This is a genomic window from Anaerotignum sp. (genome assembly GCF_045122575.1).
Taxonomy (GTDB): Bacteria; Bacillota; Clostridia; order Lachnospirales; family Anaerotignaceae; genus Anaerotignum_A.
In genome coordinates this window covers 1-12,108 of the sequence record NZ_JBGVHV010000107.1, presented here as the reverse complement: position 1 = coordinate 12,108, position 12,108 = coordinate 1, and the positions used below count along the sequence as shown (strand labels likewise).

Sequence of the window (12,108 nt, the reverse complement as noted above, 5' to 3'; positions counted from 1 at the left end):
TTTCAGACGAGGCAGGTGGTGGTTTTTCAGCACCTGTGTTTCCCCTTTCAGTCTGCGCACAGTTACGTCCGTAAAAATATCACTATGTCCGTCAAAAACCATTGTTCTTGCCTTCTTTCTGTTTCAATTCGTCAGTTCAGCCTATGCTTATGCGCCCAGGAAGTTACCTACGAATGTACCGAAGTATGTACCGATTACGTAACCCAGTGTACCTACCAGCATGATAGGGCCTACCAGCTTGATCCAGCCTTTGGAGATCGCCATCGCTGCAGCTGTTGTAGGGCCGCCGATATTCGCATTGGAAGCCAGAATACAGTCTTCCAGGTCAAATTTGAAGATTTTGCCGAAAATGAAGCAGAACAGCATGTTTACGATTACCATGATCGCGCAGAATACCAGCAGCAGAGGAGCGTTCAGGAAGATCGCTTTGATGGATGCGGGTGCGCCGATTACAAAGAAGAACAGGTAGATCAGGTATGTACCGATTTCCTGAGAACCGCCCAGTTTTTCCAGTGGTTTGGAGAAAATTGTAGCGATGATCATGGAAATTGTTGTAATGATCAGGTATTTGTTACCGAACAGACCGCCGATTACGTCATTTACAACACTGCCCTGGTTTGTAGGGAATGCAGCAGAGATGAAACCAGCGATTTCTGTGGAAGACCAAACAACGATTACGGAAATTGCCAGATTGATAGCGATGTCACACAGAGAGATGGGTTTTTTGCCCCAGAAAGCAGCAGCCTGTGTTTTTGCTTCTTCATCCACACCTCTTGCTTCTACTTCATCCATGTGAGGGTGTGTGAATTTGTTTCTGAAGAATTTGATGCTGGGGATCGCGATCAGCACGAAGAAGTACAGAGTCATCAGCAGGTTATCTGCTACAACTGCTGCAGATGTTGTTTCACCGGGTACTTCAAAAGCACTTGCCATAGCAGCAAAGTTTACTGTACCGCCGATGTAGGAACCTGTCATCATAGCAGCTACGCCAGCCAGATTGGGAACCTTGTCGCCCAGCAGCTGGAAGCCCAGCAGAGCACCCAGTGTTGTACCGATAGCACCAAAGAAGAATACTACCAGGATTTTACCTGCTTCTCTACCGATTTTGCGAATATCGCAGGACAGCAGCAGCAGAGGGATCGCCATAGGAACAACATAGCCCCATACGATATCATCAAAGAATACACAGTTTGTAGGGATGATACCTACGTTTGTCAGGATCAGAGCGCCCAGCAGCGCAACGATCGCACCGGACATTTTGGATGCCCATGTCCATGTCTGTTCTGCATAAATAGAGAATGCAGCCCAGCCACAAGTGATTGCCATCAGTGCCCATGTGTTGTCAGCACTGATCAGTGGTGTACTAAACATAATAGTTACCTCCTTTAAAAATATATACTTTTCCGTAGTTCAGGCATCCTTATGATTGCTTTTATTGCACATATTATATTTCAATATCCTGAATCTACGTGATATATGTTAACATTCCATAAAGATTTCGTCAATTCGCCGATTGGACAAAAAACGACTGGAAAACTGGAACAAATGTACAAAAAAAAAATTCCATTTATATCCATATTAGAAAGACATTTGTTTTGAAGTGTCCTTCTCATTCGCGGACAACTTGTTGAATATCCATTCAAAATTTTGAACAAAAAAGAGACATCCTTTCGGATGTCTCTCAATGATGTTCTTAGTTTTCTTTAGGCATACCTTTGTATACAAGGCCTTTTTCGGAATCTACTGTGATCAGTGCATCGCCGGGGATGAAGTCGATCACTTTCGCATTACATACGATCACAGGGATATCCAGTGCACTTCCAGCAACTTCAGCGTGGCAGTCTACGTTCTGATCCATAGGACCAACTACAACTGCTGCTGCTTTTCTGATATAAGGCATAAGGCTGCTGTCTGTGGAAGTTGTTACCAGAATATCGCCCTGGTTGAAGATGTGTTCTACGCCATCTCTTGCGTTGATCACTCTTGCTTTACCGCTTACCACTTTGTTGCCGATACCTTTACCTTTGCACAGTACATCGCCTACGATGTCAACACGCAGTGTGTTTGTGGAACCACTGATACCCAGAGGCATACCCAGTGCGGATACAACTGTATCGCCATCTTTCAGCAGGCCGCTTTCTGTAGCGATTTTCACGGATGTATCGAATACGCCGCCTTTAGGCAGTTTACCTGTGTACAGCATGGGTTTGCAGCCCCAGATCAGGTTCATCTGTCTCCATACGGATTCATCGGGTGTGCTTGCGATCAGAGGGCAGATAGGACGATGTTTTGCGATCATTCTTGCTGTGAAGCCGGAACGTGTGATTGTTGTGATCGCTGCTGTGTTCAGTTCTGCTGCTGCTGCACAAGCTGCCATACTGATTGCGTTTGTGATATTTACGTTTGCAGGCTGTGTGTTTACCATTTTTGTTGCATAGTCAACAGCGCCTTCTGCTTTCAGTGCGATACGGTTCATTGTAGCAACTGCTTCCAGAGGGTATGCACCTGCTGCTGTTTCGCCGGACAGCATGATTGCGTCACTGCCGTCGAAGATCGCATTTGCAACGTCGTTTGCTTCCGCTCTTGTAGGACGAGGGCTGCTAGTCATGCTTTCCAGCATCTGTGTTGCTGTGATAACGGGTTTACCCAGTCTGTTTGCTTTTGCGATCAGAGTTTTCTGTACAACGGGTACATCTTCAGGGGGAATTTCTACGCCCAGGTCACCTCTGGCAACCATGATACCGTCGGAAACTTCCAGAATTTCATCGATATTGTCTACGCCCTGCTGGCTTTCGATTTTGGAGATGATGTGGATGTGACCGCCGCCATTTTCTTCCAGTACGCGACGGATTTTTACAACGTCTGCTGCTGTACGGATGAAGGATGCAGCTACAATATCAAAACCATTTTTTACACCGAATTTCAGGTCTTCGATATCTTTTTCCATCAGAGAAGGCAGGTTTACTTCTACGCCGGGCAGGTTTACACCTTTACGGGATTTTACAACACCGCCATTGATAACTTTACATACAACATCTGTTTCTGTGATGTCTTCTACAATCAGTTCGATCAGACCGTCATCGATCAGTACACGAGAACCTCTGTGTACATCTTTGGGCAGATCTTCATATGTTACGGAAACAATGCTTGCGTCGCCTTCCACATCTCTTGTTGTCAGTGTGAAAGTGGAATTTTCTTCCAGTCTTACTTTATCTTCTTTAAATGTTTTTACGCGGATTTCAGGACCTTTTGTATCCAGGATCAGGGGAATGGGAGCACCCATTTCTTCTCTGGCCTGTTTCAGTTTTGCAATTGTTTCTGCGTGGCTTTCATGAGAGCCGTGAGAGAAATTGACACGAGCTGCACTCATACCATTTTCAATCAGCTTTTTCATTGTTTCCACATCGCTAGTTGCAGGACCCAGTGTACAAACGATTTTTGTTCTGCGCATCTTATTGTTCCTCCTCTTATTCCTCTTTGGTATATCTTATATAAATATAAAACGTACAGGGTGATCACATCAAAACTTAGATGGACAGAGTTTTGATTACATCATACATTTCTTTATCCAGTGTTTTTGTCATTTCCATGGATTCGAACAGATCCAGTACTTCGTATCTGCCATTGTTGTAAGCCATAACAACGTTTTCTCTGCCTTCCATGATTGTTTTGATTGCCAGGTAACCCATCATGGATGCATGCATACGGTCTGTTGCTGTAGGGCTGCCGCCTCTCTGCAGGTGACCCAGGATTGTTGCTCTTGTCTGGATACCTGTCAGTTCCTGAATGTCATTTGCCAGCTGCTGTGTGCCGCCTACGCCTTCTGCTACTACTACCAGGTTGTGACGTTTGCCGATGCTTCTGTTTTCCAGAATCTGCTGGATTACTTTCGCGCTGTCGATTTTTTCTTTTTCTTCAGGGAACATTACTTCTTCTGCACCGCCGCACAGACCACACCAGATTGCCAGATAGCCGGCATCTCTACCCATAACTTCTACAACGGAGCATCTTTCATGGGAGTTGGATGTATCACGCAGTTTGTTCAGAGCATCCATACCTGTATTTACTGCTGTATCAAAACCGATTGTGTATTCTGTACCACGCATATCCAGGTCGATTGTAGCGGGGATACCGATACCGTTTACACCGCGTTTTGCCAGTTCTGCCAGACCACGGTAAGAACCGTCACCACCGATTACTACCAGTGCGTCCAGACCCAGGATTTTGTAGATTGCCGCTGCTTTGTCTACGCCTTCTTTTGTCATCATTTCAGGGCAGCGTGCTGTGTGCAGGATTGTACCACCCAGATTCATTACGTTGGATACGTCTCTGCTGTGCAGTTCTTTGATTTCGCCGCCGATCAGACCTGCGTAACCTTTACGGATACCGATTACTTCGATGTCATGGTATTTTGCTGTTCTAACAACGGCACGGATTGCCGCATTCATGCCGGGAGCATCGCCACCGCTAGTCAGTACACCAATTTTTCTGATTTTTTTTCCTTCGTTCTTTTCTGCCATAGCTTTTTTCCTCCTATAAAAAATATAAAAGTTACTCTATTTGACCTTCTTTAAAGTGTTTTCAGTACAAAATTATACTCTTTCTACATCCACTTCGCCGGCGCGGATCACGCCGAACTGAGTATAAACTTCCGCACTGCCGCGGATTTTCATAGCAGAAGTGTTTTCTGTAAACTGAGCGATCAATACTTCGCCCTGATCCAGTTTTTCTGTGTGGTGGATCTTTGTCACCTCACCACGGGTAACGCCGATGATATTCACACCCTTTTCCAACGCTTTCACGCAGACATAGGGCATATCCGTTCCGATTTTTTCTGCCATAGAACTCCCCCTTAATACTTTAATGCCACGTTTTTCTCACCCAGCAGGATCCGCAGCTCCTCGCAGAGACTTTCTTCCCCTGTGACCCAGTAGATACGGTCTGCCTTCATCTTTTGTTTGGTTTTTTCATTATAAATATAAACGGGAACATCCCCACTATATTTTCTTAAAATTGCTGTGATCTGCTGGAAAGGCACTTCTTTTTCTCCTCCCAGCTTCAGCCATACGGATTTTGGCGGCTCTTTTTCTCCAAGGATCAGAGGATTGACCTCCATGGCAATGATCTTGCCCTCTCCGTCAGCAGAAACATTGGCTCTGCCCCTGACCAGATAAACTTCTTCTTCCTTCAGGAACATGGCACAGTTCTGATATACCTTCGGGAAGAGGATGACTTCCATGCTGCCCTGAAAATCTTCCAGCGTCAGGAATGCCATTTTATCATTGTTTCTGGTATATTTCACAGAAATCCCCGTTGCCATACCGCCAACGATCACTTTTGTTTCCTCCGCCACCTGCAGTCGGTCTTCGTCCTCCTCGGGAGGAAGGAAATCCAGACTGGTGTGACTGACTTTCCTGCGGATCTGTTCTTCATATTCCGCCAGAGGGTGTCCGCTGACGTAAATCCCCAGAACTTCTTTTTCCATAGCCAGTTTTTCTCTGGCAGGATATTCCGGCAGGTCGGGCAGATCATCTTTCTGCTGGAAGGTATCTTCATGCCCCCCCAGATCAAAGAGATTCAACTGACCTTCAATGTTATTCTTTCTCGCCTGACCGATCCCATCCAGAATATTTTTATAAATCATCATATACTGGCTGCGGAACCCGCCGAAGCTGTCCATGGCACCGCCTTTGATCAGGCCTTCAATGCCACGCTTGTTCCATTCACCGCCTTCCATACGGCTGCAAAAATCCGTCAGAGAGGCGTAAGGGCCGTTTTCGTCCCTTTCTTTGACCAGTGCATCCACCGCGCCTCTGCCGACATTTTTGATAGCTGCCAGAGCAAAACGGATCTTCCCGTCGGAAACGGAGAATTGCTTGTAGCCTTCATTGATATCGGGGGGCAGCAGGCGAATGCCCATTTTCTTACATTCTTCCACATAACCGCTGACCTTCGCCGCATTATCCATGACACTGGTCATCAGCGCCGCCATGAATTCCACGGGATAATGGGCCTTCAGCCATGCTGTCTGATAGCCAACGACCGCATAGCAGGCCGCGTGGCTTTTATTAAACGCATATTTTGCGAAGTCTGTCATTTCATCGAAGATGGTTTCCGCCGCTTCCGCAGGGATCCCATTTTTCACACAACCGGGCACTTCATCTCCGTCACCGTAAATGAATTTTTCCCGTTCTTCCGCCATAACGGAAGCTTTTTTCTTACTCATGGCACGGCGCACCAGGTCGCTTCGGCCAAGACTGTAACCCGCCAGATCTCTTACGATCTGCATTACCTGTTCCTGATACACGATACAGCCGTAGGTGTTATTCAGGATCGGTTCCAGTTTCGGGTGGGTATACTGCACATTGCCGCCGGCGTTTTTCCCTCGGATATACTTCGGAATAAAATCCATGGGGCCGGGACGATACAGGGCGATGCCGGCGATCAGATCTTCCAGACATCTGGGCTGCAGCTCCTTCATGAACTGTTTCATGCCGCCGCTTTCCAGCTGGAACACCCCTTCCGTCTTGCCCTGACAGATCATGTCATAGACTGCGGGATCATTTTCCGGCAGGTTGTCCATATCCAACTTTACGCCGTGGATACGTTCGATTTCCTGCACTGCAGACTGGATGACCGTCAATGTTCTCAAGCCAAGGAAATCCATTTTCAGCAAACCAAGCTCTTCCAGAAGCGTCATGGTATACTGGGTATTGACCTGTCCGTCATTGGCGGAAAGAGGCACATATTCCATAACAGGTTCCCGGCAGATGACAACGCCGGCTGCATGGGTGGAGGAGTGTCGGGGCAGTCCTTCCAGACGCAGGGATGTGTCGATGAGACGTTTGGTATCCCCTTCTTCCTCGTAGGCCTTTTTCAGGTCAGGATTCATCTTCAGCGCTTTTTCAATGGTGATACCCAGCTCCGTGGGGATCATCTTGGAAATACGGTCTACATCGGCATAGGGCATTGCCAGCGCACGGCCCACGTCTTTGATGGCGGCTCTCGCTGCCATGGTACCAAAGGTGATGATCTGCGCCACATTAGCTTCGCCGTATTTTCGGATGACATAATCGATGACTTCCTGTCTTCTTTCATAGCAGAAGTCAATATCGATATCGGGCATGCTGACACGTTCGGGATTCAGGAAACGCTCAAAAATCAGGTCATATTTCAAAGGGTCGATGGTCGTAATGGAGAGGCAGTAGGAAACCATACTGCCTGCCGCCGAACCTCGGCCGGGGCCAACGATAATGCCGTTGTCCTTTGCGTATTTGATAAAATCCCAGACGATGAGGAAATAATCCACATAGCCCATGTTTTCAATAGTAGAAAGTTCGTATTCCAGTCTTTCTTTCCATTCCGCTTTCGCTTCAGGATATTTTGATTGGAAGCCTGCGTAGCAAACTTCTCTCAGGTATTCATTTGCTGTTTTGCCTTCCGGCACATCAAAACGAGGCAATTTCAGATCATGGAAGGTAAATGTTACATTACATCTTTCCGCAATCTTTGCCGTATTGGCACAGGCTTCGGGAGCATAATGGAACAGCTGATACATTTCCTCCGGACTTTTCACATAGAACTGTCCGCCCTCATACCGCATCCTGTCCTCATCCAGAATGGTTTTGCCCGTCTGGATACACAGGAGGATATCATGGGGATCTGCGTCTTCCTTATAAATGTAGTGGCTGTCATTGGTGGCGATGAGAGGGATACCTGTTTCCGCACTCATTTTTACCAATGCCTGATTGACCACCTTCTGCTCTCTCATGCCATGATCCTGCAGTTCCAGAAAGAAATTCCCTTCCCCGAAGATCTCCAGATATTCCAGCGCAGCTTCCTTTGCTTTTTCATAGGAAACCGTCAGAATGTTTCTGGGCACTTCCCCGGCAAGACATGCACTGGAAGCGATCAGCCCTTTACTGTATCTTCGCAGAAGCTCCTTATCCACACGGGGCTTATAATAGAAGCCTTCCGTAAATCCATAAGAAACCAGCTTGATCAGATTCTGATAGCCTTCATTATTTTCTGCAAGAAGCACCATGTGGTAGTAACCACCGCCCTTGCCTTCTTTTTTGAAACGAGAGCCTTCCGCCACATAAACCTCGCAGCCGATGATCGGTTTTACTCCAGCATCCAGCGCAGCTTTATAAAACTCTACCGCGCCATACATGGCACCGTGATCTGTGATGGCGATACTGTCCATACCCAGTTCTTTCACTCGCTGTACCAGTTCCTTGATTTTTGCAGAACCATCCAGCAGACTATATTCTGTATGGACGTGAAGATGTGTAAACGGCATGTCTTTTTGACTCATTTTTTCCTGATTCAAACCACACACCTCCGTTTCTCAACAACGCTCTTCTTTTTCGTTTCTCCTAAGAATCTTGTAATATTATACCATAAAGTATCCTTGAAATAAAACAAAATTATCAAGATTCCACCTTTGAAAGTAGAAAATCCAAACAAAAAAAATCGATATTTTTCAGCAAAACGCATAAATGACACACTTAATTTGTCCCATGAGGCAATTTTTGTCCCACTTTTCCCACACTTTTTTATTCATATTGCAGAATGCCCCTTTTCTTCATCTTTCGACTTCTTTTCCCCGAACCGCCTGCCCGATCCATGAACCTTGGCAAAAAACTGGTTGACAAAATCTAGCATGGTGTTATAATATTCAGCAATACAAAAACAATTTCACATAAAAGGCTATGACGAAGAGGGTCGCGTGCCTATGTTTCCAGAGAGTCGGCGGTTGCTGTGAGCCGATAACAAATGTACGCAAGGACCTATGGCTTCCGAGCCGGAGGTTCGAGAGCGTTTCTTTCAGAAACGTGAGTAGGCTCCTCCCGTGACTGCTGCGTAAAAGCATAGGGCTTGTTGGAGCCTGAGAGGTGGCATATTTTCAGATATGCAATTTGAGTGGTACCGCGGTTAACCCCGTCTCAAGAGTTTTTCTTGGGATGGGTTTTTTTATTTCCAAGGGAACATACAATCCAACGAAAACATCATTACTTTTTATATTTATTACCAAGGAGGACAATAAAATGAGCGATTTCCGTATCGAAACAAAATGCGTACAGGGCGGCTACACACCCGGCAACGGCGAACCCAGACAGATCCCTATCTACCAGAGCACTACCTTTAAATACAGCACCAGCGAAGACATGGGCAAACTCTTCGATCTGGAAGCAAGCGGCTACTTCTACTCCAGACTGCAGAACCCCACATGCGACTATGTGGCAGCAAAGATCTGCGAACTGGAAGGCGGCACAGCGGCTATGCTGACATCTTCCGGTCAGGCTGCAAACTTCTACGCAATGTTCAACATTGCCAACTGCGGTGACCACGTAGTAGCTTCTTCCACCATCTACGGCGGCACATTCAACCTGTTCTCCGTGACCATGAAAAAAATGGGTGTAGACTTCACATTCGTATCCCCCGACTGCTCCGATGAAGAACTGGAAGCAGCATTCAGACCTAACACAAAAGCAGTATTCGGCGAAACCATCGCAAACCCCGCGCTGACCGTACTGGATATCGAACGCTTTGCAAAGGCTGCCCATGCCCACGGCGTTCCCCTCATCATCGACAACACATTCGCAACACCCATCAACTGCAGACCTTTCGAATGGGGCGCTGACATTGTTACACACTCCACAACAAAATACATGGACGGCCACGGCGCTGCAGTCGGCGGCTGCATCGTTGACAGCGGCAACTTCGACTGGATGGCACACGCTGAAAAATTCCCCGGTCTGTGCACACCCGACGACAGCTACCACGGCATCACATACGCAGAAAAATTCGGCAAGGAAGGCGCTTTCATCACAAAAGCAACTGCACAGCTGATGCGTGACTTCGGCTCCTCTCCTTCTCCCCAGTCTGCATTCATTCTGAATCTGGGCCTGGAAAGCCTGCATGTACGCGTGCCCCGTCACTGTGAAAACGGTCTGGCTGTAGCAAAATATCTGAAAAACCACGAACAGATCGAATGGGTAACATACCCCGGTCTGGAAGGTGACAAATACTATGAAGTAGCAAAAAAATACATGCCTAACGGCACATGCGGCGTTGTTTCCTTCGGCGTAAAAGGCGGCAGAAAAGCAGCTGAAGCATTCATGGGCAACCTGAAAACAGCAGCCATCGAAACTCACGTAGCAGACGCAAGAACATGCTGCCTGCACCCCGCAAGCTCCACTCACAGACAGATGACAGATGCAGAACTGGCAGCGGCCGGTGTTCCCGGCGACATGGTTCGCCTGTCCTGCGGTCTGGAAAGCGCACAGGATCTGATCGATGATATCGCTCAGGCTCTGGAAGCAATCAAATGATACTAAGGGTGAAAAAGTCAGCGCTTTTGTGCTCGTATCAAAACGTATGACCTTGGCGCCCGTCAGAACATGAGAAATTGCCCGAACAGGGCAGATTTCGAATATTCTCAGGATTGCGGGAGCATCGCGGAGCAATCCGTAAGTATCAAACCAGAAAGGAGCATTTACTATGCCAATTAAGATTCCTAACGCATTACCTGCAGCACAGGTACTGACCGATGAAAATATCTTTATTATGACAGAAACCCGAGCGATGACACAGGACATCCGTCCTCTGCGCATCCTTCTGTTGAACCTGATGCCCACAAAGATCGATACAGAAACGCAGCTTTCCCGTCTTCTGGGCAACACTCCTCTGCAGATCGAACTGGAACTGATCCATACAAAGAGCCATGAATCCAAAAACACACCGGAAGATCACATGATCTCCTTCTATAAAACATTTGATGATGTAAAAGACCAGAACTGGGACGGTCTGATTATCACAGGGGCTCCTGTGGAACTGATGCCCTTCGAAGAAGTGGAATACTGGGATGAACTGGTAGAGATCATGGAATGGAGCAAAACCAACGTACACAGCACCTTCCACATCTGCTGGGGCGCTCAGGCCGGTCTGTACTACCATTACGGCATCAACAAACGCATCATGGATGAAAAGATGTTCGGCGTATTCCCCCACGTACTGGAAAAGAAAAAATCCATCCTCTTCCGCGGTTCCGATGATATCTTCTATGTACCCCACTCCAGACATACAACCGTGGACAGAGAACTGATCGAAAAAGAACCCCGACTGAAGATCATCGCTTCCTCTGATGAAGCTGGCGTATACGCGATCCACACTGACGGCGGCAAACAGGTATTCATCATGGGTCACTCCGAATATGACCCCCGCACACTGGAAAAAGAATATCTGCGTGACAAAAATGCCGGTCTGGAAATCGCTGTTCCCAAAAACTACTATCCCAACAACGATGACACCAAGGATCCTCTGGTAACATGGAGAGCCCATGCCAACCTGCTGTACTCCAACTGGCTGAACTACTTCGTATATCAGACTTCTCCCTATGACATCACACGGATCAGTAATGATAACGTTGCTTATCCCGAACCCATTAAACTCGACTAAACAAAACAAAAAAGGATATATCCTCAATGGATATATCCTTTTTATATTTTATCTGTTTTTCACATCCTGTAGCACCTGCAGCAGCAGTTCCCCGTATCTGCCCAAAGCTGCCAGCATTTCTTCCTCATGCTGTACTTCGATTTCCACATCCGCCTGCTCCATCAGGCAGTCACGGAGGGCATCCAGATTATTCCCATAGTGCGCAGGAAAACCGAAGGTTTCCTTCAGATAACCATGAGCTTCTTCTCTGGAACCCATTTTCTTTCCATCCAGAATATATTTCATATCCTTCACCTCGAATCAATACAGCTGTTCGAAGCTTTCATAGTGGTCGCCTGTATAGTAGATATCACCATCATCAGAGAAAATGATACGCTCTGCGCCGCGGTAACCGCCTTCATAGTTCACGTCACATTCTGTATATTCATCTTCTTCGGGCAGCAGACCTTCATAGTTGCCAAAATGGTCACCGCCAATGCACATACCATCCGCTACTTCCCACAGGTTGCCTTTTTTATTATCCCAGCCCATAGACTGTGCTTCTTTCTTTGTAATAAAGTTATCGGGCAGTTCGCCGTAAGTATGCAGATACAGAGCTACATCCTCTGTGCTGTAATACCAGCCGTCCTCATCGATGGTATAAAC

9 protein-coding genes are annotated in these 12,108 nt (G+C 47.0%); 2 read left to right on the top strand and 7 right to left on the bottom strand.

The features are described 5' to 3' along the window. Positions 1 to 147: 147 nt before the first annotated feature. From ACJMLT_RS05000 to ACJMLT_RS04980, 5 genes are all read right to left on the bottom strand, one after another. Positions 148 to 1,371 carry a DUF819 family protein gene (locus ACJMLT_RS05000; RefSeq protein WP_405727500.1) on the bottom strand — a complete coding sequence of 408 codons (1,224 nt, stop codon included), beginning with the start codon at positions 1,369 to 1,371 and terminating at the stop codon, positions 148 to 150. Positions 1,372 to 1,693: 322 nt separating this feature from the next. Further along, positions 1,694 to 3,451 carry a pyruvate kinase gene (gene pyk, locus ACJMLT_RS04995; RefSeq protein ID WP_405727497.1) on the bottom strand — a complete coding sequence of 586 codons (1,758 nt, stop codon included), beginning with the start codon at positions 3,449 to 3,451 and terminating at the stop codon, positions 1,694 to 1,696. Between the two features lie 76 nt (positions 3,452 to 3,527). Further along, a complete protein-coding gene (gene pfkA / locus ACJMLT_RS04990) occupies positions 3,528 to 4,520 on the bottom strand; it encodes a 6-phosphofructokinase (RefSeq protein ID WP_405727494.1) in 993 nt (330 codons plus the stop codon). 72 nt (positions 4,521 to 4,592) lie between these two features. Beyond that, positions 4,593 to 4,841, bottom strand: a complete 249-nt coding sequence (gene mtrB / locus ACJMLT_RS04985; protein WP_405727491.1) for a trp RNA-binding attenuation protein MtrB — start codon at positions 4,839 to 4,841, stop codon at positions 4,593 to 4,595. A gap of 11 nt (positions 4,842 to 4,852) precedes the next feature. Beyond that, positions 4,853 to 8,302: a DNA polymerase III subunit alpha gene (locus ACJMLT_RS04980; protein ID WP_405727503.1), complete on the bottom strand. Its 3,450-nt coding sequence runs from the start codon at positions 8,300 to 8,302 to the stop codon at positions 4,853 to 4,855. A 748-nt stretch (positions 8,303 to 9,050) separates the two neighbouring features. Between ACJMLT_RS04980 and ACJMLT_RS04975 the strand changes: the two genes are divergently transcribed. After that, a complete protein-coding gene (locus ACJMLT_RS04975; protein ID WP_405727488.1) occupies positions 9,051 to 10,337 on the top strand; it encodes an O-acetylhomoserine aminocarboxypropyltransferase/cysteine synthase family protein in 1,287 nt (428 codons plus the stop codon). A 169-nt stretch (positions 10,338 to 10,506) separates the two neighbouring features. Continuing rightward, complete coding sequence (metA, locus tag ACJMLT_RS04970; protein ID WP_405727485.1) at positions 10,507 to 11,463, top strand: homoserine O-acetyltransferase MetA; 957 nt, start codon at positions 10,507 to 10,509, stop codon at positions 11,461 to 11,463. A 48-nt stretch (positions 11,464 to 11,511) separates the two neighbouring features. Here the strand turns inward: metA and ACJMLT_RS04965 are convergent, their stop codons facing one another. After that, on the bottom strand, positions 11,512 to 11,748 hold the full coding sequence (locus ACJMLT_RS04965) for a barstar family protein (RefSeq protein ID WP_405727482.1): 237 nt from the start codon (positions 11,746 to 11,748) through the stop codon (positions 11,512 to 11,514). 15 nt (positions 11,749 to 11,763) lie between these two features. Continuing rightward, the coding region (locus tag ACJMLT_RS04960) for a ribonuclease domain-containing protein (RefSeq protein ID WP_405727479.1) at positions 11,764 to 12,108 on the bottom strand (345 nt) is incomplete at its 5' end.

What these genes read in the sequence shown, in the direction of transcription:
- ACJMLT_RS04975 (WP_405727488.1), top strand. Translation starts at nt 9,051, where the DNA reads ATGAGCGATTTCCGTATCGAAACAAAATGCGTACAGGGCGGCTACACA.
- mtrB (WP_405727491.1), bottom strand. Translation starts at nt 4,841, where the DNA reads ATGGCAGAAAAAATCGGAACGGATATGCCCTATGTCTGCGTGAAAGCG.
- ACJMLT_RS05000 (WP_405727500.1), bottom strand. Translation starts at nt 1,371, where the DNA reads ATGTTTAGTACACCACTGATCAGTGCTGACAACACATGGGCACTGATG.
- metA (WP_405727485.1), top strand. Translation starts at nt 10,507, where the DNA reads ATGCCAATTAAGATTCCTAACGCATTACCTGCAGCACAGGTACTGACC.
- pyk (WP_405727497.1), bottom strand. Translation starts at nt 3,451, where the DNA reads ATGCGCAGAACAAAAATCGTTTGTACACTGGGTCCTGCAACTAGCGAT.
- ACJMLT_RS04965 (WP_405727482.1), bottom strand. Translation starts at nt 11,748, where the DNA reads ATGAAATATATTCTGGATGGAAAGAAAATGGGTTCCAGAGAAGAAGCT.
- pfkA (WP_405727494.1), bottom strand. Translation starts at nt 4,520, where the DNA reads ATGGCAGAAAAGAACGAAGGAAAAAAAATCAGAAAAATTGGTGTACTG.
- ACJMLT_RS04980 (WP_405727503.1), bottom strand. Translation starts at nt 8,302, where the DNA reads ATGCCGTTTACACATCTTCACGTCCATACAGAATATAGTCTGCTGGAT.